The sequence below is a fragment of the Prosthecobacter sp. GW821-HT29F12 genome (assembly GCF_058803405.1).
In genome coordinates, this window is sequence record NZ_CM179517.1 from 2076390 (window position 1) to 2098705 (window position 22316).

The 22316-nt window shown below is 59.9% G+C and carries 23 protein-coding genes; 11 read left to right on the forward strand and 12 right to left on the reverse strand.

Features of this window, described 5'->3' with window-relative positions:
• Positions 1–93 precede the first annotated feature (93 nt).
• Positions 94–1350, forward strand: a complete 1257-nt coding sequence (locus AC3RLQ_RS08450; RefSeq protein WP_493036139.1) for an MFS transporter — start codon at positions 94–96, stop codon at positions 1348–1350.
• A gap of 229 nt (positions 1351–1579) precedes the next feature.
• On the opposite strand, the gene AC3RLQ_RS08455 is transcribed toward AC3RLQ_RS08450, so the two are convergent.
• Together AC3RLQ_RS08455 and AC3RLQ_RS08460 are read right to left on the reverse strand one after the other, a co-directional pair.
• Entirely contained in the window at positions 1580–1822 is a 243-nt protein-coding gene (locus tag AC3RLQ_RS08455; RefSeq protein ID WP_493036141.1) for a hypothetical protein, read from the reverse strand.
• A gap of 37 nt (positions 1823–1859) precedes the next feature.
• Positions 1860–2072: a hypothetical protein gene (locus AC3RLQ_RS08460; protein WP_422318103.1), complete on the reverse strand. Its 213-nt coding sequence runs from the start codon at positions 2070–2072 to the stop codon at positions 1860–1862.
• Between the two features lie 409 nt (positions 2073–2481).
• Here AC3RLQ_RS08460 and AC3RLQ_RS08465 point away from each other — a divergent pair, with 409 nt between their 5' ends.
• On the forward strand, positions 2482–3240 hold the full coding sequence (locus AC3RLQ_RS08465; RefSeq protein ID WP_493036143.1) for a hypothetical protein: 759 nt from the start codon (positions 2482–2484) through the stop codon (positions 3238–3240).
• Positions 3241–3317: 77 nt separating this feature from the next.
• Here AC3RLQ_RS08465 and AC3RLQ_RS08470 read toward each other — a convergent pair whose 3' ends face one another.
• The 6 genes from AC3RLQ_RS08470 to AC3RLQ_RS08495 all read right to left on the reverse strand — a co-directional run bounded on the left by AC3RLQ_RS08470 (position 3318) and on the right by AC3RLQ_RS08495 (position 11279).
• Positions 3318–5303, reverse strand: a complete 1986-nt coding sequence (locus AC3RLQ_RS08470; RefSeq protein ID WP_493036145.1) for a DUF3987 domain-containing protein — start codon at positions 5301–5303, stop codon at positions 3318–3320.
• A gap of 5 nt (positions 5304–5308) precedes the next feature.
• Entirely contained in the window at positions 5309–5791 is a 483-nt protein-coding gene (locus AC3RLQ_RS08475; RefSeq protein ID WP_493036147.1) for a helix-turn-helix domain-containing protein, read from the reverse strand.
• Between the two features lie 440 nt (positions 5792–6231).
• Positions 6232–8832: a tetratricopeptide repeat protein gene (locus tag AC3RLQ_RS08480; RefSeq protein WP_493036149.1), complete on the reverse strand. Its 2601-nt coding sequence runs from the start codon at positions 8830–8832 to the stop codon at positions 6232–6234.
• 221 nt (positions 8833–9053) lie between these two features.
• Complete coding sequence (locus AC3RLQ_RS08485; protein WP_493036151.1) at positions 9054–10082, reverse strand: polyamine ABC transporter substrate-binding protein; 1029 nt, start codon at positions 10080–10082, stop codon at positions 9054–9056.
• A 20-nt stretch (positions 10083–10102) separates the two neighbouring features.
• The gene (locus tag AC3RLQ_RS08490) at positions 10103–10717 is read right to left on the reverse strand and encodes a DUF6580 family putative transport protein (protein ID WP_493036153.1); all 615 of its coding nucleotides are present in this window, start codon (positions 10715–10717) and stop codon (positions 10103–10105) included.
• Between the two features lie 316 nt (positions 10718–11033).
• A complete protein-coding gene (locus tag AC3RLQ_RS08495) occupies positions 11034–11279 on the reverse strand; it encodes a glutaredoxin family protein (protein WP_461526735.1) in 246 nt (81 codons plus the stop codon).
• Between the two features lie 449 nt (positions 11280–11728).
• Between AC3RLQ_RS08495 and AC3RLQ_RS08500 the strand changes: the two genes are divergently transcribed.
• The 3 genes from AC3RLQ_RS08500 to AC3RLQ_RS08510 all read left to right on the forward strand — a co-directional run bounded on the left by AC3RLQ_RS08500 (position 11729) and on the right by AC3RLQ_RS08510 (position 14451).
• Positions 11729–12361: an RNA recognition motif domain-containing protein gene (locus AC3RLQ_RS08500; protein WP_493036156.1), complete on the forward strand. Its 633-nt coding sequence runs from the start codon at positions 11729–11731 to the stop codon at positions 12359–12361.
• Positions 12362–12673: 312 nt separating this feature from the next.
• A complete protein-coding gene (locus tag AC3RLQ_RS08505) occupies positions 12674–13531 on the forward strand; it encodes an LOG family protein (RefSeq protein WP_493036158.1) in 858 nt (285 codons plus the stop codon).
• 29 nt (positions 13532–13560) lie between these two features.
• Complete coding sequence (locus tag AC3RLQ_RS08510; RefSeq protein WP_493036160.1) at positions 13561–14451, forward strand: alpha/beta fold hydrolase; 891 nt, start codon at positions 13561–13563, stop codon at positions 14449–14451.
• 395 nt (positions 14452–14846) lie between these two features.
• On the opposite strand, the gene AC3RLQ_RS08515 is transcribed toward AC3RLQ_RS08510, so the two are convergent.
• On the reverse strand, positions 14847–15035 hold the full coding sequence (locus AC3RLQ_RS08515; protein ID WP_493036162.1) for a hypothetical protein: 189 nt from the start codon (positions 15033–15035) through the stop codon (positions 14847–14849).
• Positions 15036–15041: 6 nt separating this feature from the next.
• A complete protein-coding gene (gene moeB, locus AC3RLQ_RS08520) occupies positions 15042–16181 on the reverse strand; it encodes a molybdopterin-synthase adenylyltransferase MoeB (protein ID WP_493036164.1) in 1140 nt (379 codons plus the stop codon).
• Here moeB and AC3RLQ_RS08525 point away from each other — a divergent pair.
• From AC3RLQ_RS08525 to AC3RLQ_RS08535, 3 genes are all read left to right on the forward strand, one after another.
• Positions 16180–16542, forward strand: coding sequence for a hypothetical protein (locus AC3RLQ_RS08525; protein WP_493036166.1), 363 nt, complete (start codon positions 16180–16182; stop codon positions 16540–16542). The genes moeB and AC3RLQ_RS08525 overlap by 2 nt on opposite strands.
• Before the next feature lie 71 nt (positions 16543–16613).
• Entirely contained in the window at positions 16614–17414 is an 801-nt protein-coding gene (locus tag AC3RLQ_RS08530; protein ID WP_493036168.1) for a TatD family hydrolase, read from the forward strand.
• A 6-nt stretch (positions 17415–17420) separates the two neighbouring features.
• Complete coding sequence (locus tag AC3RLQ_RS08535) at positions 17421–17642, forward strand: pilus assembly protein HicB (protein ID WP_493036170.1); 222 nt, start codon at positions 17421–17423, stop codon at positions 17640–17642.
• 31 nt (positions 17643–17673) lie between these two features.
• Here AC3RLQ_RS08535 and AC3RLQ_RS08540 read toward each other — a convergent pair whose 3' ends face one another.
• Positions 17674–18447 carry an FkbM family methyltransferase gene (locus tag AC3RLQ_RS08540; RefSeq protein ID WP_493036172.1) on the reverse strand — a complete coding sequence of 258 codons (774 nt, stop codon included), beginning with the start codon at positions 18445–18447 and terminating at the stop codon, positions 17674–17676.
• Positions 18448–18671: 224 nt separating this feature from the next.
• Positions 18672–19247: a four helix bundle suffix domain-containing protein gene (locus AC3RLQ_RS08545; RefSeq protein ID WP_493036174.1), complete on the reverse strand. Its 576-nt coding sequence runs from the start codon at positions 19245–19247 to the stop codon at positions 18672–18674.
• 168 nt (positions 19248–19415) lie between these two features.
• Between AC3RLQ_RS08545 and AC3RLQ_RS08550 the strand changes: the two genes are divergently transcribed.
• The 3 genes from AC3RLQ_RS08550 to AC3RLQ_RS08560 all read left to right on the forward strand — a co-directional run bounded on the left by AC3RLQ_RS08550 (position 19416) and on the right by AC3RLQ_RS08560 (position 22311).
• Positions 19416–20234 (forward strand): LpxI family protein, encoded by an 819-nt coding sequence (locus AC3RLQ_RS08550; protein ID WP_493036176.1) that lies wholly within the window; start codon positions 19416–19418, stop codon positions 20232–20234.
• A gap of 149 nt (positions 20235–20383) precedes the next feature.
• Positions 20384–21205, forward strand: a complete 822-nt coding sequence (locus tag AC3RLQ_RS08555; protein ID WP_493036178.1) for a type II secretion system protein — start codon at positions 20384–20386, stop codon at positions 21203–21205.
• A 248-nt stretch (positions 21206–21453) separates the two neighbouring features.
• A complete protein-coding gene (locus AC3RLQ_RS08560) occupies positions 21454–22311 on the forward strand; it encodes a type II secretion system protein (RefSeq protein WP_493036180.1) in 858 nt (285 codons plus the stop codon).
• Positions 22312–22316 lie beyond the last annotated feature (5 nt).

The following is a 22316-nucleotide window of genomic DNA, read 5'->3' on the forward strand; positions in this document are numbered from 1 at the left end:
GCCGCGCATGCGCATCTGCCGCTCGATGCCCCTTCACGCTGCATGGATCACGGAGCCCTCTTGAATCCCCCGCATTTCTTCCTTCATTGGCCGATGCTTCCTCGCCCCACCCGCGTCCGCTACCGTGTTGTCGGCTTCATGCTGGCGCTCGGGGCCGTCACTTACCTCGATCGCGCGTGCATCGCCACGTTGTCGCCGGACATCCGGAGGGATCTGGGGCTGAGCAAGGATCAGATGAGCTGGATCTACAGCGCCTTTGCCATCGCTTACGCAGCGTTTGAGATCCCCACGGCGTGGTGGGCGGATCGCATGGGCACGCGCCGGGTGCTCACGCGCATTGTGGCGTGGTGGTCGGCGTTCACCATCGCCACGGGCGCGGCGTGGAGTTTCGGATCGATGCTCGTCATCCGCTTTCTGTTTGGTGCGGGTGAGGCGGGCGCGTGGCCGGGCATGGCGCGGACGTTCTCGCGCTGGATCCCCCGCTCGGAGCGCGGCACGGTGCAGGGCATCTTCTTTTCTGCGGCGCACATCATGGGCGGGCTCACTCCGGTGATCGCGCTGGCCGTGGCGGGCCTGTGCGGGTGGCGCTGGACCTTTGTGCTCTTTGGCCTGCCCGGCATCGTGTGGGCCATCGCATGGCAGCGCTGGTTCCGGGATGATCCGGAACAGCATGCGGCGGTGAATGCGGCGGAGCTGGAAAAGATCACGGCAGGTCGAGACCCCAGCAGCGGGCAGCACGAAGGCTGGGCCTACTGGAAGCAACTGCTGAAGCACCGCAACACCCTGCCGCTGTGCCTCATGTATTTCCCCAACAGCTTTGGCTTCTACTTCTGCATCACCTGGCTGCCGACATATCTTCAGGAGCAGCACGGCTTCAACTCGATGCGCCTGGGCTTCTTCACCGGCCTGCCCCTGCTGCTGAGCCCTGTGGCCGACCTGCTCGGCGGACTGGCCACGGACGCCGCCACGCGTCGCTTTGGCCTGCGCATCGGACGTGCGGGTGTGGGTGCCGCGTCCTACCTCGTGGCCGGCATCGCCATGCTGCTAGCCACCACCACTGCGCAGCCCGAGCTCGCGGCCTGGTGCATCGCCACCGCCGTGGCGGCCAGCATGTTCACCCTCGGCGCCTCCTGGGGCACCGTCATCGACATCGGCGGCAGCCACACCGGCGTGGTGGGCGCAGCCATGAACACCAGCGGCCAGATCGGCAGCGTGATCTGCCCGCTCATCGTGATCGGCCTGCAGCAGCACTACGACTGGAATGCGCCCCTCTACCTCATCGGCGCACTCTTTCTCGTGGGAGCCGCCGCGTGGGCCTTCATCAATCCGCACCGGAAGATTTTTGAGTAGGCGTGCAGCCTCTTTGCTGGGAGCGCCGATATTTTATCGGCTCTGGGCGAGCGTCCCTGCGACATCGACATGAAATGAAGTTCACTGCAAATGCGGCGCGTGTCCCTGCGGCGGAGCTTTCCAGAGCCGGTTAAAAACCGGCGCTCCCAGTACAGAAGGCCAAGCCTCGCGTCAGGCTTTGCTCTTTGCCGGGAGCGCCATACCACATCCTACCATCTCCCACGGAAGATCAAAAGCGCTTCAAGCCCCAGCCTGGATTCCGGCGATTGTGCCTGATGACCCACACACGGGCGTAATCACCCCGGATGTCGTAGAGAAAGTGGTAGGGAAAGCGGTCGAAGTTGCACCGCCGCAGTCCGCAGGCGTCGAAATGGAAAAAGCGCGGATTCTCCGCCACCTTCAACAGCCCTGCCTGGAACTCGTCGAAAAACTCCTCCGCGAGCGCTGGTGAAACCTCGTCGTATTTTTCCAAAATAGAGTCCAGATCCGCCTGGACTCGTTGGTGAAATCTAACGCGCACGGAAGCGAAGCCCGGAAACGAGCTGGTCAAAAGTGATCATCACTCCGTCATCAGCATCCCCTTCCCTCACCCGGCTCATCACTTCCTCATCCGAAACACCGTGGTGCGGCTTTTCAAGCCCATGCAGCAGCCGGGCCGCCAGAGAAGCCCGGTCATCCTCAGAAAGCTTCGCCGCTTCCGCCGTGAGTTCATCCAGTTTCATGGAGTGCAGGATACGCACCCTTACGGACTCTGCCAGCAGGTTTTGCAAGAGCGCGCAGCACTGGGAAAGTGGTGATGCACCGGGCTTTGCTCAGTGCTGGGAACGCCGATATTTTATCGGCTCTGGGCGAGCGGCCTTGAGGCTCGCGTGCTCCGATCAGGCCTCCAAATATTTTTCTGCTAAAAGCCTCCACCGAACCACCGAAACCACCAAAACCCGGTTTCGGTGGTTTCGGTGGTTCATTCTGAAGGAGAGAATATTTTTTCGTGAACTACCACAGTCACGGCCATTTCTGCCGTCTCTCATCATTTTACGCGCCCAACTAGTTCTAGAAATTTCAACTCGTAATATGAGTTGCCTGACAACATGAGCACGAGTGTAATCATGTATCCGTAAAGATATTTATCATATGTCGTTAAATAAACCCGAATATCAAAACTCCGCAGGAAGACTTCTCGTCCTGCTCACTGCCATACCCAAAAACAGCTCTATTTTGGATAACGCATACAAGCTGTATGACCAGGCCTCCGGCAGTCCAAGAGTACAACAGCAATCAGCCATTAAATTCCTGCTCGATATGCACAAACTGTATCTGGAATTTAAGCAAGACATGCTGGATTCCAGTATCAACGACCAACAGCGTGAAGTTCTCCTCAAGGGCCTTGCCTCCATTGAAGATTCACTATACCCAACGGCAATTAATCAACAGTTTCGAGGAGTAACTGAAGCTGAAGCGTCACTTCTCAGAGTTTGCGCAACTTTCATTGATCAGTCATCGCCGATAACCAATGAAGATATTGAAGCCATCCGACAATCAATCGCAGAGCTTAGAGCTCAAATTGAAAGCGGCGACATTCCGACCCTTTTGAAAAAATCTTTGCTTGAGTTGATCCGTCTTTCTGAGGATTCAATTTCGCGATTCAACATCGAAGGAGCACAGGGACTCAGACGCGCATTCAAAAGCATGCTAGGTGAGGCTTCTGACATTATCGGCAGAATTGACTCAGAAGAAGAGCGTGCAAAGTTGCAAAAATCTTCTGCTTGGGCCGCCCTCTTAAGACATCTCAAGACCTTTGACGCCGTAGCCTCGAAGTTATTGAAATACTCTCCCTTCCTTATTGGTGGTGCAAAGGCACTCCTTCGCTCTTCAGAAACACCTGTGGAATAGCCCCCACCACGAAAAAAATCACCCTACTCAAAAGCACCACCGAAACCACCGAAACCGGTTTTGGTGGTTTCGGTGGTTCATGAACGCAAGTGCGCGGTGTTTTTCGCCTGCGGATTGAGACGATAGGTGATGGTCGGGCGTCCGCCCTTAATCGAACTGGCTTGCGTGGAGGCGATCAGCCAGCGGTGATCGGCCAGCAGCTCACAAGCGGACTCAGCATCCTCGGGGCGTGTGAGACCACTCCAGTTCTTTTGCCTCACATCCCGCGCCTTGAATTCAGCAGGCAATCCCGCAGTCCCATCGCACAGTTTTTTGAGCAGGGTGTGCACGGCAGCGCTCTCGGCGATGACGCCGGAGCCGAAGACGCGGAGGGCGTGGGATTCGAGGCAGTCGGCCATGGCGATGGCGCGCTCCAGAGCGGCGAGGTGGACCTGGCCGAGGCTGGATTCGCTGGCGTGGATGAGCACGGCGAGGGCGGGTACCAGCTTGCGGTATTTCCCAAGATGCGCCTCAAAGGCGGGTGGCAGGATGCCGCTGCGGAGGCGGTGCTCCAGCTCGCTACGCCAGTGGTCGAAGAGCAGCTGCGCATCCGGTGCAAAACGGAAGGCGGGGATGCCGTCGTCGTTGAGTGGCACGCCGGACTTTTGCAGCATCTGCGGCGTGAGGTTTTCAAAGTGGAGGAAGACGTTCGCGGCATCAAACTGGGCGCTGCGATCCAGCGGGCGGTCGATGTTTTCCCAGTGCGGATTCACGTCCGGCCAGACCATGAGCGAGAAGCGCTGCAGGAAGCCATCGGCCCCTGCGCTGTGTCCATTCGCAGCACGCACATGCGCGGCGATGACGCCGGGCTGGATGCTGCCGAGCAGGCTCACCGCACAGGCCTCGATGTGCCGGCGACCACGGCCGATGCGGTCGAAGGTGAAGCCCTCCTTGCCGCTCCACGCCTGCAGCAGAAAGGCGCGCAGGGACTGGTTGCCCTCCTTTTCCAAAAGAGCGAGCAGACCGGCCAGCTCATCCTGGTAGAGCAGCGTGCCGGTGGGATTGTCCCGCAGTACTTCGCCCAGGGCCTCCACGCTGGCGTCATTCACAATGAAGCGGCGCAGCGGCGTGGTGGCTTCGCCTGCGAGCTCGATGAGCTGGGAGTAATCAAACTCCTCGCCGTTCTTCGCGGCTTTCTTGGCCGCAGACTCCAGCGCGCTGCGTTTGATCTTCGCGGCGATCTCCGCCGTCTGGCGCTGCATCTCCAGCTCCTCGTAGTTTTTGTAGGCCTCCGTTTCCAACTGACGCAGCGGGCGCATGGCCGCCTGCATGGCCGGGGATTTCATCAGCGAAGGATTGCCAATGAGCATGGCCCACAGGTGCGGAAACTCGCTGTAGGATTCGTCCTGCGCCTTGGGCTGGATGCAGAAGCGACGGCCCGCCACACTGGAGAGCGCGGCCATGGCGGCCACGGCGGGGAATTCCGGCGGGCACTGCATGCGCTCCGCGATGTCTGAGATCCACGGGCGGAAATCATCCGGCAGCCAGGCCGTGTCGAAGGGCTTCACCGGCGGCAGAGCACCGCCCAGCGGCAGCGGGCGCGGCGCATCCTCCCCGGTGCTGTAGGCGATGTGCTCCAGCTTTTTCAAATTCTCGCGCAAAGCCGCCGCCATCTCCTGCGGCCCCGCGTCCGCGCGCTCCGCCATCTGCCCGGCCTCTGCCATGACACGGCGTGCATGCGCATGGGCGATCTGCCGCGCATGCCACAGCGCCACCTTGAGGCTGAAGATGGCATGCTCCTCGGCCAGCAGGAGAAAGCGATCATTCGCATCCCGCACGGTGTGCTTGCGGCGCAGCACCACCGCCACGGTGTCCACGCTGATGGGCTCCTGGCGGCTGTGCATTTCCAGCAGCGTCTCCCACAGGCTGCGGCGTGCCGGGTCCACAAAGGCCTCGGGGCTTTCGATGACGGCGCAGAGCGCGGGCAGCCAGTCCGAGTGATCGTCGATCACCGCAGCGATGAGCTGCTGCTCGCTGTCCGGGGTCATGAGCTGAGCGCCGGTGAATTCAGCAGGATGGTGCATGGTATTCAGGCTTGGGTGGTTGAGTGAGTGATGCTGCGTGCCGAAGCTTTGGGTGTGGCCGGGCGGTTTGAGGTAGGGCGGCTTGTCCTCAAGCCGCCGTCGCGCGTCTCCTCGCCCGCATCCTGGAAATCCGTGCCCGCATTCGCGGCAGCGGCATGGGCGTGGCTCTCGTGAATCGCAGGCCGCAGGTTCTCTTGGAGGTTCTGCTTTTCCCCGGTGCCTCTGCGCTTCGTCGCGGCGGGCTGGGGACAGCCCGCCCCACCCTGCCCTGCGCCGCCCACATGAAAGCGCGCCCGCAGCGTGGCCTCCACCTCCGTCAGATCGTAGCGGACGGACTTGCCGATCCTGTAATGCCCCAGCACGCCGGAGCGCGTGAGATTGTCGATGATGCGAACGCAAAGGCCGTAATGAGCAGCCACCTGTTTTCGCGTGATCTTCCCCGCCGGAAGGCTGGAAGCCGTGGTGTGTGTCGGTGATGAGTGATTCATGCCGACATTTTTAATTGGGTCCGGATTTCAGAAGTCAAAGCAATTGTTTCATTAAATTGCATTGCAGGTGTTTTCATAGCTCACAGGGCTACATAAAAGCATGGTGTGGTATGTTGCTCAGATCATGAGAAACCGTTTTTTTCACCGCAGATTGCAGAACGCCGCAGAGAAAGTTTCTGAATCCGCCGAATGCGTGAAAAGGGCTGGCGACGCAGACTTTGAAGGCGTGACTGGGTCGCCTTTTGAAATTGTCAAAGCGAATATGGCGCGAAAGAGCGCCTACTTGTACGATGGGTGGTGGGTGTGAGCCGGAGAGCAGCACGGGGTAGGTGCTGGTATTTAGTGATCTGGCGGAGGAGGATCATCTTGATCCCCGGTTTTGAGGACCATGTGAGAAGGCGTGAGCTTGAGAGATCAGGACGCCCCTTCCGGCTTCTTCGTCATGTCGATGCCTTGACATCCCGCCATTCCCGGTTCATTGCCGCTGCGAACCTTTGTTCGATCTCCGCCTCCGGCAATCCCAAGACCCTCAGGAGGCCGATGTAATTACAGCCGAATGTTTGAGAATCCGGATGCATTAATCCTAGTCTGACCACAGAAATGCCAAAAGCTCTTCGTGTTAGTTTCTCAGCTTCCACCAATCGGTTAGTATCCTTGAGCAATCCAGCAAGATTGTTGAGACGGATGGCAATCATGAAATGGTTCGGACCATAACTGTCTTCGTCTATCTTCAGAGCCCTGCGCATCAATGACTCGGCTTCTTCAAGCCGGTTCGTTTCCTGCAGCAACATAGCGAGATTGTTGAGACTCATGGCAACCATGGGATGATCCGGTCCAAAGTTTGTCTCGCGAATCCGCAATGCTCGCCGCATCAGTGGCTCAGCCTCCACTAATCGGTTTGTTCCCTGTAGCAATGCAGCGAGGTTATTCAGGTCGCGGGCAACCCTACTATCGGCTGAACCATAAGCGGCTTCATCTATCTTAAGGGCTCTGCGCATCAATGGCTCGGCCTCAGCTAACCGGTTCGTGTCCTGAAGCAACTGAGCAAGATTATTGAGATCTGTTGCCACTTCAGGATGCTCCAAGCCATGCCGAGCTTCATCAATTCGCAAAGTCCTCCGCATTAGCGGCTCGGCCTCATCCACCTTGTTTAAAGAATGAAGCAACGCAGCAAGCGTGTTTAGATCAGCGACGATCTTTGGATGTTCTGGACTAAGAAGCGCCTCGTCGAGCCGAAGTGCCCATCGTATATACGGCTCTGCTTGCGAAAAGAGAGATTTAGCGTGGAGCAGCTGAGACAAGCTCATTAACAGGAACGATAGTCTTGTCGGTGCTGCCATATCATTTACATCAGATAAATGATTGCAAATAGCAATTGCATGAGGCTCGACTGGCGTCCAACGCTCCCAAGTACGCACGTCTTGCGGACTCCCCGGGTAACTTGCAGTAATGATCAGAACTCCTATTTCAAGCGTGTCGATACGATCCTGGACACTGGCTGTAAGGCGTGTGACATCCTGCACCAGGCGGTGGAATTTGAAGCGGGGTGGATCATCGTAGCGAGTGAGAAGGTTGAATTTGGTCGCATGAGCGATGGCCTTCTGTGCGACACGGTATAGCTTTTTAATGTCATCACCCGCATCCGGTTTGGCATCTAGCAGGAACTCGGGGATGGGATCAGGCGCAAAATAGGAGAAAATAAGCATCCATTGGCGCGCCTCTGGAGAGAGTTGGTCAAAGCTGGTCTTCCAAGTGATGAGGACAGGGCGCGGCACGCTCTTGTCTGGCCGCTCGTAGGGGATGATCAAATCATTGGACCAGTTCAGCAATTCGGCGGCTTTGTCTTTGTAGATGGTTAGGTACTCGGAAAACGTGCAGCACTGCTCATTGATATAACCGGCGGCTTGGTGCAACGCGAGAGGCAGCCCATCCATGAGTTCGGCCAGCGTGAGAACTTTCGTGCCATCATCAGCGGATTTACGTCGGTGTTTGTCCGTGAGCTGCAGTAGAAGGTCGGCGGCATCTTTTTGACTCAGCACAGAGAGATCGAGCGAGTCTACGTTGTTCGACCAATTGTGGAGACGTGAGGTGATGAGCACATGGCCATTCCTGAGCTGCTCAAAATGCTCTCTGAGCGCCAGCGCGGCGGCTTCATCATCGACATTATCAACAATAAGCAGCCAGCGCTCATTCGTGGCAAGCCAGTGCAGTGCGATGCTGGCACGCGTAGCTTCCTCCGGCGGGAGATTGTCATTGAGATGAAGCCCGGGCACATCGCACAGCGCGGCGAGGCTGGTTTGCAGCCGCTGCGGTGTGTCTCCGCTGACAAACAGCAGAGCAGTGTATTCGTGACGATGGCGATCTGCATACTCCACCGCCACGTGGGTCTTGCCAAGGCCACCGAGTCCTTCTGTGACCGTGGCCGCAGGACGCTGTGCCTGCGTGATGGCGGTGGTGTGGGTCTGCTTCAGCAGCGAGGCGCGCAGGTCCTTCAGGAATTGCTCACGTCCTACAAATGTCTGACCGATGTAACCTCCGGGGAGATTTGAAGGTGGAGACCCGGTGGCAGGAGCGGGAGCAGCAGGCGTCGCGTTGGTGTAATGAGTCTTGGGCTGGCCTTCGTTGAGCGCGAGGCGCTGGAGAATGAGTTCGGCGAATTGCTCAGGTGTTTTGTCGTCGAGTTCGATGTAACCAGCACCACGAAAGAGTCCATCCACCTTGGATTTCTCGAAACGGCTCAGCAGCACCTCCTTGCGGCGGCCTTGCTGAAGCAGATCGTGAATTGCCAGCCACTCAAGACCAGTCCATTCCTTCTCATCGTATTTCGGACACACGACGGCGACGATGAGGTCCGCTTCTTCGTTGTAGAGCTTCGGCAGGTAGATGCCGAGGTCATTTCGCGCAAACTCCGCCTCGTGATATTTATCGTAGAGAATCTTGTCTTCCTCAAACCGCTTGGCCAGCAGTGCGGCCACCTGCGCGACAAACTTGCGCTGCTCTCCCGTAAAAGAGAAGGCGATGCGGAAGCGTTTGGAGGGCATGGCGAAAAAGATTAGGACTCCATCCAAGCAAACCGCGAAGCTTTGGCGAGAAGTATTCTTCGGAGCGCGGACTTCAGTCCGCAGCAGGTCGCCGGTGCATGGCGGGTGGTGGTTAGGCGGAGTGTGGCAAGCACGGTGATGATGGGCTTGGAGAGGCCGCGAGGGGATGCGGAGTACCGGGTGCTGGCGGAGTGCTGCGGACTGAAGTCCGCGCTCCTCATCTACCGCGCTGCCTTCACCTGGTCCCACACTTTGGTGTACTTCGCGAGGTCGGGGCCGAGGTCTTCGATGACTTCGCATTTGGCCTGCAGTTCGGCGGGGATGGTGACGGCGGGGTTCTTGAGGAACTCGGGGCTGACTTTTTCCATCGCGGGTTTGTTGGGGCAGTAGTAGCCCATCCATTCCATGTTTTCGGCGGCGATGGCGGGATCGAGGACGAAGTTGATGAAGGCGTGGGCGAGGGCGGGCTGCTTCGCGGTCTTGGGGATGACCATTTCATCGCAGCCGAGGGTGACGCCTTCGCGGGGGATGAGGATCTCGACCTTGGGGTTTTCCATCTGCACCTGGAAGAGGTCGCCGCTGTAGCCATGGACGAGGAGGAACTCGGCGGAGTCGATGCCACTCTTGTAGCCTTCGTTGTCAAAGCGGGCGATGTTCTTCTTCCAGCGGATGAGGACATCCCGCGCGGCGGCGAGCTGGGCTTCATCGCGCGTGTTGATGCTGTGGCCGAGGGACTTCAGCGCGGCGCCGATGCTCTCGCGCATGTCGTCCAGCAGGGTCATGCGTCCGGCCAGGGCGGCGCGGTCAAACAGGGCCCAGGTGGCTTCGGCGGGCGGGCCTTTGATTTTGTCCGCACGCACGGCGATGCAGGCGTAGGCCAGGGTGTAGGGCACGCTGTGCGCCATGGCCTGGTCCTTCACCTTCGCCAGCACGGCGGGATCGATGTTTGGCAGATTGGGGATGAGCTTGGGGTCCAGATCCGCCAGCATGCCCTGCGCGTGCATCACCTGGATCATGTAGGCGGTGGGAAATACCAGATCATACCCAGCGGCGCCGGCCTTGAACTTGGCGAACATGCTTTCGTTCGAGTCGAAGGTGTCGATGACAACCTTGCAGCCGTGCTGCTTCTCAAACTTCTGCACCACATCCGGGCTGATGTAGTCCGCCCAGGTGTAGAGGTGCAGCGTCTCCGCCGCCTGCGCGGAGAGCGCGATGCAAACCCAGATGAAGAGCCATGCGATGCGCTTCATGGCCATGGGAAGTGCGGGGCTCAGGCGGCCAGGGGCTGGCGCAGCGGGATGCGCTGCTGCTGGCGGAAGGCGGCCTCGGTGTTGAAGGCGGCGAGGAGCAGGAGGCTGAAGCCGAGATCGCTCACGAGGGAATTGCGCAGGAAGAACCAGGTGGGCAGATGCCCGGGCTCGCCGGTGGTGACGGCCTGCAGCCAGCCGGAGAAGTCATGCGCGTAGGCGGAGACCGGATTGCTGATCCATGCGATGGTGTTAGTAATGAGATAAAAGGCGAGAGAGCAGCCCACCACGCCCAGCAGACTGCCGAGCATGCCCATCTGCCCGCGCCAGCGGCTGGCCAGCAGCGCGGCGGCGGCAAAGCAGCCATACACGACCAGCGCCTCCCAGTGCAGCACCTGGGCACCCGTGGCGGTGAAATCGATGGCCACAAGCAGCAGCGGGATGAGGATGAAGGGCACCCGTTTGGAAAAGATGAGCGTGCCGGTGAAGGCCAGCGCCATCCACGGCGTGAAGTTTTCGAGCACTTCAAGAGTGACGTAGCCTTTCAGCTTGGCCCAGCGAAACGCAGCGGCGGCGACGATCAGGGCAAGCGGCAGCAAAAACGCACGGGAGGCGGAGCGGGAATCAGGGGAAGACATGGCGGCAAGATGCAGGTTCTGGCGCTTCTGGCAAGGAGCGGGTGAATGACGAATGAGTAAATCATGTTTGGGTCCAAATGACGAAGCTGGGTGTGCAGCGCGAAGAACATGGCCTCGGTCCTCACCCCCGCCGCACCAAGCATCTGCTCGAAAACCCAGGCACGTATTGTAGTACCGGCTTTAGCCGGTCCGGTCACCTCCCAGATTCCGGCTAAAGCCGGTACTACGGAACAACGCTGTCTGACTCGGGAGCTTTGTTTGCTCAAACATCCCTGCTCGTCGTCAATCCTTCAGCTCGTCATTCGGCATTGTCCCCCTACACCGCTCCCTTTTTCTTCAAAAACGGCACCAGCTCATCCACGCCGAAATCGGCCAGCACCTCGCCGTCCCAGTCCATGGTGGGGGCTTTGCTCTGGCCGCTGAGGTCGATCATGGCCTGCATGGCTTCGCGATTGCCGGAGACGACAACGGCCTCATAGTCAATGCGCTTGGCATCCAGGTATTCCGTGACTTCTTCGCACCAGGGGCAGCCCGTTTTGATGTAAACGATGGGTTTGATCATGCAGGCATGATGGGGTGAAAGCCCGGCCGGGGCAAGCAATGCGTACGTGATTCTCGGTTGACCACCTCCGTGGCCTGATTACAGTCCGCCCGCTGTTTTCAGAGCCTTCATTGAGTGCTCCGAAGCCCGTCCCTTTGAACGTCAACTCCCCATGCGCTATCTTCGACCCACGACAGCGCAGCAGGAAGCGTTCCAGCGGATGGAACGCCCGAAAGAAATCTCCAGCGTGCTGCAAGAGTGCGCGGAAATGACTTTAGGGCAGGCAGGGCCAGAGCGGCCCAGCTTTGAAAACCGCAGCAGCCCGTGGTGGTGCTGTGGCAGGCCGCGTGTGCGGTCCGCCGCGTGCCGCGGACCCGTGGAAGAGGCAAGCCGCCCGTTCCCGCCCGCCGCCCCTATCAGCACCCCGGCCCTGCATGAACACGCAACCCACCCCTACGTAAACTCAACTCATGTCCGATTACCCCAACCGCAATGGCGGAGGCAGCTCCTCCGGCAATGGCAACGGCCCCCGTCGCAACCGCAATCGCAACCGCCCACGTGGTCCCCGTCCTGAAGGCCCCCGCCCCACCCGTGAAGGTGGCCGCGAAAGCCGCAATGCCCCTCCTTCCTTCTTCCAGAAGATCCTCGGCTTCTTCGGCCTCGGCGCCAAGTCCAAGCCCAAGAGCCGCCCCCAGGCGGATCGCAGCAGCGCCGACCCGCGCTCCACGAATGACAATCCCCGCCCGCAGCGCGAGCCCCGCGTGCGCCGTGAGGCCCCTCCCTCGGTGAACCCGGCGGACATCACCACCGACCGCCTCTACGTGGGCAATCTGTCCTATGACGCCACCGAGAGCGATCTCTTCGAACTCTTCAACGGCGTCGGCGCTGTGAAGAACGCCGAAGTCGTGGTGAACAGCCGCACCCAGCGCTCCAAGGGCTTTGCCTTTGTGACCATGGGCAGCGTGGAAGAAGCACGCCGCGCCGTGCAGGAACTCAGCGGCAAGGACTTCATGGGCCGCCCGCTGCAGCTCAGCGGTGCCAAGCCGAACAACCGCGGCGAAGACTCCGACGCTCCTTCCCGCGAAGAAGCGCAGGCCGCCTGATAAGAGAGGCCGCATCCCTCGTTTTCATTGCGCCCGCAGGTTCTCACACGGAGCCTGCGGGCTTTTTCTTGGCAGCTCTGAGAGGGGGAGTTCCCTGAAACTCCATTCTGGAAAGCACACATGGAGACGCCCGGTTTGCCGCAGAGGGGCAAAGGTGCAGAGGTGGCAGAGAGTCAATCTTTTCTCTGCTCCCCCAGCGAGCAGCACCGCAGGCGTTTCGCTTACTGGAAATCAGTTTAGGAATTCTTTAAATAATCCACATCGTGGTGAACAAAAGCACCGCATTTGCATTCCAAGTTTATCAAACCAACCATGCCTGCCCCAACCCTTCTCGACCGGGAACCCGAACCCGGAACGGTGGCGACCAGCGCTCCTGCGCCAGCGCCCGTCACGCAAGTCACCCCCGCCCAGATCCATGCCGATGAGCAGTTCTGCAGCCAGCTGGAAGACCGCGCGCTCCTCAGCGGCCCGAACCGCCGTCTGCGGGATCTGCAGCTGCTCTACAGCGTGGCGAAGGATTTTATTCTCGGCTTTCGTGCGCTGCATTTCGTGGGCCCGTGCATCACCGTGTTTGGCTCCGCCCGCTTTGATGAAAAGCACCGCTACTACCAGCTGGCGCGGGACATGGGCGCGGCCATCGCGAAGATGGGCTTCACCGTTCTGACCGGCGGCGGCCCCGGCATCATGGAAGCTGCGAATCGTGGCGCAAAAGATGCTGGAGGACGCAGCGTCGGCTGCAACATCCGGCTGCCTTTTGAACAAAGCCACAATCCTTACCTCGACCGCTGGGTGACCATGGAGCATTTCTTCGTGCGCAAGACGCTGCTCATCAAGTACAGCTACGGCTTCATCATCATGCCCGGCGGCTTTGGCACCATGGACGAGATGTTTGAGGCGCTCACGCTCATCCAGACGCGCAAGCTCAAGAGCTTCCCCATCGTCATCATGGGCAGCGATTTCTGGCCGGAGATGCGCCAGTTCATGGACCACATGCTCAAAGGCGCCACCATCAGCGCGGAAGATCTCGATCTCATCAAATGGACCGATTCCGTGGACGAAGCCGTGGCCCATCTGCAGGACAAGGCCGTCACGCAGTTCGGCCTGCGCCGCTACCGTGTGCCGCAAAGCAGCGCCCTGCTGGGTGAAAAGGCGCTTGAAGGCGCGCCTTGAAACAGCACACTCCGCCCCCGCTCTCCCGCATGTCAGACCACACCTTCACCCTCTCCAACGGCCTCAAGCTGGGCTATTGCGAGTATGGTGATCCCCGCGGCGAGGTGGCCTTCTACTTCCACGGCTGGCCCTCCTCACGCGTGCAGGGCTCGCTCTTCCATGAGCATGCCAAAAAGCACGGCATGCGCCTCATCTGCCCGGACCGCCCCGGCATCGGCCTCTCCGATTTCCAGCAGCGCCGCGCCTTGCTCGACTGGCCGGACACGCTGGAACAACTCGCCAAGCATGTGGGTGCGGACAACTACCACGTCCTCGGCTGGTCGGGTGGCGGCCCCTATGTGCTCGTCACCGCGCTGAAGCTGAACCGCCGCCTGCTCTCCGCCTCCATCATCTGCGGTGCGCCCCCGCTGAAGTTTCTGGGAGACCGGCAGATGTTCTGGCTCTACCGCTTCATGATCCAGCTGCGGCATTATTTTCCCACCATCCTCGGGCTCGTCCTGGGCATTGGCGGCATGGCGGCCCGGGGAAATCCGCACAAGGTCCCCCTGCGCTGGCTCATGAAACTGCTCGGCACCGAAGACCGCCGCGTGCTGCTGCTGCCCGGCATCTACGATGTGGTGCGGGATGCCACGCTCGGCGCGCTGGATCGCGGCCCGCGCAGCGTCATCGCCGATGCGGACATCTACCTCAGCGAGTGGGGCTTTGAAGTCAGCCAGATCAATTTTCCCATCCGCTTCTGGCATGGCAAGCAGGACCGCAACATCGCCTGGACGTACACTCAGCAGATCGCCCAGCTCATCCCGCAGGCGGAGACGCACTGGTCTGAGATTGATGGTCATTACTCCCTGCCGATCACGCATGCGGAGGAGATCATCGTGGCGGCGCTGCAGAAGGAAGTGCCGGTGGTGAACAGGGTGTAGGGCCAGGACTGGCATGAAGCGAGGCACGGCTCATTGCTGGGAGTTCATTACTGGGAGCGCCGATATTTTATCGGCTCTGGGCGCACGTCCCTGTGCCTGCGACAAGAAATGAAGCTCACAGGAAACGCGGCGTGTGTTCCTGCGGCGGAGCTTCCCAGAGCCGGTTAAAAACCAGCGCTCCCAGTACAGAATCCCGCGCCGCGCCAGGCGGAGCTCTTTGCCGGGAGCGCTGATGTTTCGCTTCGCGGCTTCGCAGCATCGGCTCCGGGCGCGCGTCCCTGTGGCTTCGGCGTGAAATGAAGCTCACTGGGAATGCGGCGCGTGTTCCCGCTGCGGAGCTTCCCAGAGCCGGTTAAAAACCAGCGCTCCCAGTACAGAATGCTGCGCACTCAAGCCTACCTCGGTAGCAGAATCGGAATCCCGTTATCGATCACAAACACACGCGTGCCATCCTCAGTCGCCAGGGCGGAGTCCACCTTGTTCGCGGCGCACTCCTCCGGCGTGGCGCGGCGCAGGGGCTGGTGGGTGTCCGGGCAACGCAGGAGGGGGAGGAAATCTTCCAGCCATGGGGTTTCGTTTTGCATCAGTGATCAGTATTCAGCCATGGAGGGGTCAATTTCACGCGCCCAGGCGATGATGCCGCCGGAGATGTTCCAGACGTTTTCAAAGCCCTGATCGCGCAGGAGGCTGACGGCACGCGCGCTGCGGCCGCCGCTCTTGCAGTGAACGAGGATGCACCGGTCGCGCGGCAGTTCGGCGGTGCGGGTGCCGAGTTCGCCCAGGGGAATGAGTACCGCGCCTGAGATTCGTGAGATGCTTTGCTCGTGCGGCTCGCGCACATCCAGCAGGAAATGATTGTCTCCGGCTTCGCGGAGTTCTTTGAGTTCGTGAACGGTCATGGTGGGAACATCTGGCGGGGCGCTGGCGGTGATGCCGCAGAAGCCCTGGTAGTCGATGGGTTCGGTGATGGTGGTATTCTCGCCACACACGGGGCAGCCCGGGTCCCGGCGCAGGGTCAGGGTGCGGAAGCGCATGCTGAGGGTGTCCACATGCAGCAGTTTTCCAAGGAGCGGCTGGCCGATGCCGGTGATGAGCTTGATGGCCTCCAGCGCCTGCATGGTGCCGATGAGGCCCGGCAGCACGCCCAGCACGCCGCCTTCTGCACAGGAGGGCACCATGCCCGGAGGCGGGGGCTGTGGGCACATGCAGCGGTAGCAGGGCGCGCCGAGATGCGGGGCAAACACGCCCACCTGCCCATCAAAGCGCAGGATGCTGCCATACACGTTCGGCTTGCGCAGCCACACGGCCACATCGTTGCTAAGGTACCGCGTGGGGAAATTGTCCGTGCCATCGATGATGACATCGTAATCCGCCGCGATCTTCATGGCATTCGCCGCAGTGAAAAGCTCCGGGTAAACCTGGATGTCCACATGCGGATTGATGTCGGCCAGCCGGTCGCGCGCGGCGTCCAGTTTTTTGCGCCCGAGGTCTTTTTGCCCGAAGAGAATCTGCCGCTGCAGGTTGGTGATTTCCACCACATCCGGGTCCACCAGGCCGAGGCCGCCGATGCCTGCCGCCGCCAGATACATGGTGATGGGCGAGCCCAGGCCCCCTGCCCCGATGCAGAGCACGCGTGCCGAGCGCAGCTTGCGCTGGCCCTCGATCCCGAATTCGGGGATGGCCAAATGCCGCGCGTAGCGGCTCAGTTCGTCGGGTTGGAGGTCAGGCATGAGCCTCCCACCATGGCATGCAGAATCGACAGCGCAACGATCCAGCGGTTGCGATGGTGCCTGGCGCGACTACATTCTCTGCATGCCTGATTGGACACCCCCAACCCAAGTCAATCTGGTCGATCTGGGCTTCATGGACTCGCGTTCGAAGCTCATCGACCTCGCCGCCTTTCTCGACCGCGTGCAGCGTGCCGGGCAGGAAGGCGACTTCCGCGTGCAGGCCCTGAAAAACGCCATCGCCCTCCTCTCCCAGGATCAGCCCCAGCGCGCGCGCGATGTGCTGCTGAGTTTCAGCGATCCGAGTGTGGAACCCGTGGAGAAAGCGGCAATGCAGGGCGCGATTGGCGCGTATAAGAAATAAGGTTTGTCGTTGCTGGCAGTCGTTTGTGATTGCCGCCCAACAACCAGAAACCATCGCCAACCACCGCCCCCATGAATTATATCGAGCCCCACGGCCACATGGTCAGCCGCACCACGGATGACTATGAGCGCATGGCCATCGCCGGCTGCCAGGCGATCTGCGAGCCCGCGTTCTGGGCCGGCTACGACCGCGCCAGCGCCGAAGGCTTCTACGACTACTTCCGCCAGATCACCGAGTATGAGCCAAAGCGTGCCGCTAAGTTTGGCATCCAGCACTACTCCTGGCTGTGCATCAATCCGAAGGAAGCCGAGGATATCAAACTGGCGGACGACGTCATCGCGCTGATCCCGCAGTTCATCGACAAGCCCGGCGTGCTCGGCATTGGCGAGATCGGCCTGAACAAGAACAGCCGCAACGAGCTCAAGATTTTCGAGCAGCACGTGCAGGTGGCGCAGGATTACGACGCGCTGGTGCTCATACACACGCCTCATTTGGAAGACAAGCTCAAGGGCACGCGCCTGATCGTCGAGGCGCTGAAAAACTTCCCCAAGATCAAGCCCGAGCGCGTGATCATCGACCACGTCGAAGAGCACACCATCGACCACGTTTTGGATCACGGCTTCTGGGCGGGCATAACGCTGTACCCCGAAAGCAAGTGCACCCCGAACCGCGCCATCGACATGCTGGAGCAGCGCCACGCTGAACAAATCTGGATGAACAGCGCCTGCGACTGGGGCATCAGCGATCCCCTCGCCGTGCCCAAGACCATGCAAGCCATGCGCCAGCGCGGGTGGACTCCTGAGATGATTCAGCGCGTGGCGTGGGATAACCCGCGGAAGTTCATGGGGCAGTGCGAGAAGTTTAAGCTGTGAGGGTCTGTGAAAACCGCCGACAAATATCACAAATGGGTCGATTGGAGCGCCAAAGACGGCGTATACATCGGCCATTGCCCCGATTTGATCACCGGCATCCATGGTGATGATCCCGTAAAGCTTTATGAGGAACTTTGCGATGTGGTGGACGGAGTCATCAGTGATTTTGCTAAAGCGGGACGCCGCCTGCCAAAAGCGAGAGTACGCCCAATGCTCGAATGCGCCTGACATACCGCGTTCATGGGGCAGTATGAGAAGTTTAAGCTGTGACCCGCGAGCCTGATGGCCGCCAGACGTAGAGGTTCTCGCCGATCCATTGCTCCAACGGCAGTGAAGCTATGGAGGTGAAAAAGGCGCGGCTGCAGCCGGGTTTGTAGCGGTCGTGCAGCTCGATGACGATGGCGTCGATGTTTTCAATCCATGCGGCGCTGGACTCAAAGACCTCCTTCTCCGCGCCCTCCACATCCACCTTGAGCAAGTCCACCCGGCCCTGAGGGAAATGCTTGAGCAGTGAAGGCATGGAAAGAGCCGCCACCTGGCTCTGGCTGCTAGATGGCTGCGACGGCTCCTCCACCCGCATGGCCCAGGAGCCGATTCCCGGATCTGTGAGGGTGATCTCTCCGTCGCGGTTCCAAACAGCGGCCTGAATGAGCTCCACGCCCGGCAGCGCCCCGAGGTGCCGCTGCATCATGGCGAAATTGGCCGCGTCGGGCTCGACGGCGACGATGTGCGCCTCTGGAAACTGAGTGCGAAAGTAGAGTGAGGCCAGCCCGGTATTGGCACCGAGATCCAGAATGGTGCCGGGGCGCGCATCGAATGGCAGGCGATACTCGTGGTCGATGAAGATTTTTTTGAAGACCTCGATGTCCGAACCGCCCGCACGGAGGATCACAGGAGCCTTCAATCCAGGAACCTGGACCGAAATTTCAAACTGTTGCCGCAGCACGCTAGCTCGCAGCCAGGTCATCAGACCCCGCACGAAACCCAGCACCTGCACGTGGAGCAGGAGCTCCCGGATTCGATCCTTGAGCAAGGACAGGCCAGAGGGCTGATGGGGTGGATTGACCTGTTGATGCGTCATACGGGCACGGGCAGAAAAGTGGTTTCAGAGAAAGCTGCAAGGGGCTGTCAACGGAGCCCCCATGTCATTACGGCCTTCGGCCAATGATCAGCGACAGACTAGCCACCATGCTTGCCGCACGCCGGCACGGGATGCCACTGTTATTTGGAGTCTGATCTGGTGCCAAGATTCATGACTCAGTTCTGCGGCCTGTTCCTGACTGCCAGCCTTGCTTTGGTCATTCGCTCGCTCATTCCGCCCTCCCTTAAGAACGCCTGCTCAAGCGCCTTGATCTGCTTCCCAAGCAAGAAGTGTGTCACCTTCACCAGACCCAGCAGTACATTCGCCGAGATCTCCGGATCGTCGCTTTCGATGCCCTTCTTGAAATCCTCATAGGTCGCTCCGGGCAATCGATTGAGTTCTCTCAGGCGCCGCGCATAACGGTGGGTGGCCGGCCATTCCGGCAACCCGTGTGTGCGCAGAAAGTCTTGATAGTCCTCCCTCAGTTCACCCTGGCTGTGACGAGCCGCGTTCGTGAGCGAGATCTCCATCTTCTTGGATGTGCCTGAAGCCTCGCTACCCTCCACGATGTTCTGCTTTCCCGAGCGCGCCGCCTGCACCATTTGATCGACCGTTCGGTCCCCGAATTTGGGCAGCCACTTCTTCGTGAAGAACACGGTCCCATCAAAGACAATCCGCGCCTTCTGGTAAGACAGCAGCTTCTCATAACCGCCGTGCGGCGAGATGAAGCCGGGAAAGTCGTCAGGGGGCATATGAAAGGACAGAAAAGACACAAGGGACGCAAAGGACAAGGCTAAATTTCACTCGGGAGTTTTTTGCACTTTCCGTCCTTTCCGTCCTTTTGGTCCTTTTGGTCCTTTCCGTCCTTCTTTCGCCATTGCGCTCCCTAGAGCCCCCGCCATAGCGTAGGCGCTGTCCGTATGACCGCCCCGAACCTCGACACCATCGCCATCATTGCCGGAAACGGCATCTATCCGGAAACCTTTGTGGCTGCGGCGCGGAAGGCCGGGGTGAAGAAGCTGGTGGCTGCGGCCTTCACGAATGAGACGAAGCCGGAGCTGGCAGGCCTGGTCGATGCCATCGAGTGGTTTCGCGTGGGGCAGCTGGGGAAGATGATCTCCTTTTTCAAAAAGCAGGGCGTCACGCAAACGGTGATGGTGGGGCAGATCGCGCCGAAGAATCTCTTCGATCTGCGCCCGGACTTCCGCACGCTGATCATGATGGCAAAGCTGAAGCAGCGAAACGCGGAGACGCTGTTTGGCGGGATCGCCAATGAGCTGGCGAAGGATGGCATCACACTGCTGCCTGCCACGACATTTCTTGAAGACCTCATGCCCGGCCCCGGCCATGTGGCGGGACCGCAGATCAAAAAACGGCGGCAGGAGGATGCGGAGTACGGCTTCAAGATCGCCAAGGAAAGCAGCCGGCTGGACATCGGCCAGACGGTGGTGGTGAAGAACGGCACGGTGCTGGCGGTGGAGGCCTTTGAAGGCACGAACGAAGCCGTCAAGCGCGGCGGCACCCTGGGCCGTGGCGGTGCGACGATGGTGAAAGTTTCGAAGCCGAAGCAGGACATGCGCTTTGACGTGCCCGTGGTGGGCCCGGAGACGATCCGCACCGCAGCGGCTGCCGGGGTGGACCTCATCGCCGTGGAGGCGGGCATGACCCTCCTCCTCGGACGTGAGGAAGTTTTCAGGCTGTGCCAGGAGCTCAAAGTGACCCTCCTTGCCCTGGCGTGAGTTTTCCCTACGCCTGCCGCCACGTCGCGGACGGCACAATTCTTGTCTCGTATTTTTGCCCGCGTTTGGGTCTAATGGCGGTGGATAGCGGAATATTCCGTTATTCACATAACATAATAAAACAAACGATAGGTAAACATACGCATACAATGAAAACGAAACGAAACCACGCCTTCACTCTGATCGAGTTGTTGGTGGTGATCACAATCATCGCGATTCTCGCGGGATTGGCGGTACCCACCTACACCTACGTCCAGATGCTGGCCAATCAGGCACGAGGCGTCAACAACGCCAAACAGCTCATCATCTCGATGAAACTGTTCTCAAAGGACCACAGCAGCCAGTATCCCGACACCGTGCCCAATCCGGCGACCGGGAACCTGGCCCAGAACGCCAATGACGCCTTCCGGCTCATGATCCAGGAAAAGATCGTGACCGATGAGCGCATCTTTGGCTGCCCCGCCGGTTTCAATCCGGATGGCAGCCTGGGTCAGAGCCCCACCTATGGCAATGCCCTGATGCCCGGTGAAAACCACTGGGCCATGACGGCCGGACAGACGGACACCACGGTGGGCAACATGCCCCTCGTGTTTGAAAACCCAGCCTCAAACAGCTGGCCTCCGCTCTGGAATGCCGACATGTCAGGCAAGATCGCCCCGGGCCGCACCTGGAGCGGTGGCAGGATCATCATTGGCCGCAACGACGGCAGCGTCGCTGTCGAAACTCTGGCAGACACCAAAGGCATGGTTGGCCCCAAAATGATGGCCGGTAACGTGAACCTGTTTACGCAGGCCTCAGACGGCATCCCGCAGCGCGTTTTGCAGGTGGTTTATGGCAATGCCGCGCCTATTCCTCCGGTAAATCCAAATCCGCCCAATCCCATCCCACCTCTCGCCGCTGTCCCCCCGCTCCCCGGCGTAGCGCCCAGCGTTCCGCAGGCTCCCACCAGCCTGCCGCCTACGGGACTGTGATCAGTCATAAAATCTAGAGAGTTACCACGCCGCCGGATGCACGCCATCCGGCGGCTTTTTTGTGCCTGGGCATGCAGGCAATCCCCAGCCCTTGTGTAGCACTTGGGATGACTTTTCCCCCGGGTCTCGAAAGGTGACATTTTTTTCTCGCATTTCAGCCCCCAGTTGGGTCTAATCCTTGGGTGCCGAATTAATTCCGGTGTCCTAATAACATCATACCCAACCAAAAACATACCCAGACAATGAAAATGAAAACGAAACGAAACCAAGCCTTCACTCTGATCGAGTTGTTGGTGGTGATCACGATCATCGCGATTCTCGCGAGCTTGGCCGTGCCTGCCTTCACGATGGTGCAGACCCAAGGCAACCAGATGAAAGGCGTCAACAACTGCAAGCAGGTCATCCTGGCGCTCAAGCAGTTCTCCAAAGACAACAACAGCCAGTATCCTGACTCCGTGGCCAACCCGCTGACAGGCAGCATGGCCCAAAGCGCCAATGACGCCTTCCGCTACATGATCCAGGAACAGATCGTGACGGATGAGCGCATCTTCGGCTGCCCTGCCGGCTACAACCCGGACAACAACATCGGCCAGGCCCCCAACTACGGCAATGCGCTGATGCCAGGTGAAAACCACTGGGCCATGACCGGCAACCAGACGGACACCACCGTGGGCAACATGCCCATCGTCTTTGAAAACCCCGTCTCCATCAGCTGGCCTCCTCTTTGGAATGCCGACGTGGCAGGTCAGGTCGTTCCCGGCCGCACCTGGCCTGGTGGCAAGATCATCATCGGTCGCAACGACGGCAGCGTGGCCGTTGAAGCTCTGGCAGGCAAGAGAGGTTCCATCGGCCCTAAAATCATGGCTGGCGGCCTCAACCTCTTCACCCAGGCCTCACAGGGCATCCCGCAGCGCATCCTGCAGGTGGTCTACGGCAACAACAGCATGAACACCAATTCCGGCATGGGCGGACAGGGACAGCTGCCCGGCGGCCTTCCTCCTGGCGGCCTTGGCGCTCCCCTCCCTGGTGGCATGCCCGGCGGTGCCCCTCCTCCAGCTCCCCTCGGTGGTGGCGCCCCTGGTGGCCTGCCTCCTTCCGGACTGTAATCAGT

Coding starts and splice junctions, on each gene's coding strand:
- AC3RLQ_RS08470 (WP_493036145.1), bottom strand. CDS start 5,303: ATGCACCATCCTGCTGAATTCACCGGCGCTCAGCTCATGACCCCGGAC.
- AC3RLQ_RS08490 (WP_493036153.1), bottom strand. CDS start 10,717: ATGTCTTCCCCTGATTCCCGCTCCGCCTCCCGTGCGTTTTTGCTGCCG.
- moeB (WP_493036164.1), bottom strand. CDS start 16,181: ATGCCTGACCTCCAACCCGACGAACTGAGCCGCTACGCGCGGCATTTG.
- AC3RLQ_RS08550 (WP_493036176.1), top strand. CDS start 19,416: ATGACCGCCCCGAACCTCGACACCATCGCCATCATTGCCGGAAACGGC.
- AC3RLQ_RS08475 (WP_493036147.1), bottom strand. CDS start 5,791: ATGAATCACTCATCACCGACACACACCACGGCTTCCAGCCTTCCGGCG.
- AC3RLQ_RS08545 (WP_493036174.1), bottom strand. CDS start 19,247: ATGCCCCCTGACGACTTTCCCGGCTTCATCTCGCCGCACGGCGGTTAT.
- AC3RLQ_RS08515 (WP_493036162.1), bottom strand. CDS start 15,035: ATGCAAAACGAAACCCCATGGCTGGAAGATTTCCTCCCCCTCCTGCGT.
- AC3RLQ_RS08510 (WP_493036160.1), top strand. CDS start 13,561: ATGTCAGACCACACCTTCACCCTCTCCAACGGCCTCAAGCTGGGCTAT.
- AC3RLQ_RS08450 (WP_493036139.1), top strand. CDS start 94: ATGCTTCCTCGCCCCACCCGCGTCCGCTACCGTGTTGTCGGCTTCATG.
- AC3RLQ_RS08480 (WP_493036149.1), bottom strand. CDS start 8,832: ATGCCCTCCAAACGCTTCCGCATCGCCTTCTCTTTTACGGGAGAGCAG.
- AC3RLQ_RS08485 (WP_493036151.1), bottom strand. CDS start 10,082: ATGAAGCGCATCGCATGGCTCTTCATCTGGGTTTGCATCGCGCTCTCC.
- AC3RLQ_RS08560 (WP_493036180.1), top strand. CDS start 21,454: ATGAAAACGAAACGAAACCAAGCCTTCACTCTGATCGAGTTGTTGGTG.
- AC3RLQ_RS08505 (WP_493036158.1), top strand. CDS start 12,674: ATGCCTGCCCCAACCCTTCTCGACCGGGAACCCGAACCCGGAACGGTG.
- AC3RLQ_RS08495 (WP_461526735.1), bottom strand. CDS start 11,279: ATGATCAAACCCATCGTTTACATCAAAACGGGCTGCCCCTGGTGCGAA.
- AC3RLQ_RS08555 (WP_493036178.1), top strand. CDS start 20,384: ATGAAAACGAAACGAAACCACGCCTTCACTCTGATCGAGTTGTTGGTG.
- AC3RLQ_RS08460 (WP_422318103.1), bottom strand. CDS start 2,072: ATGAAACTGGATGAACTCACGGCGGAAGCGGCGAAGCTTTCTGAGGAT.
- AC3RLQ_RS08525 (WP_493036166.1), top strand. CDS start 16,180: ATGAGCCTCCCACCATGGCATGCAGAATCGACAGCGCAACGATCCAGC.
- AC3RLQ_RS08530 (WP_493036168.1), top strand. CDS start 16,614: ATGAATTATATCGAGCCCCACGGCCACATGGTCAGCCGCACCACGGAT.
- AC3RLQ_RS08500 (WP_493036156.1), top strand. CDS start 11,729: ATGTCCGATTACCCCAACCGCAATGGCGGAGGCAGCTCCTCCGGCAAT.
- AC3RLQ_RS08465 (WP_493036143.1), top strand. CDS start 2,482: ATGTCGTTAAATAAACCCGAATATCAAAACTCCGCAGGAAGACTTCTC.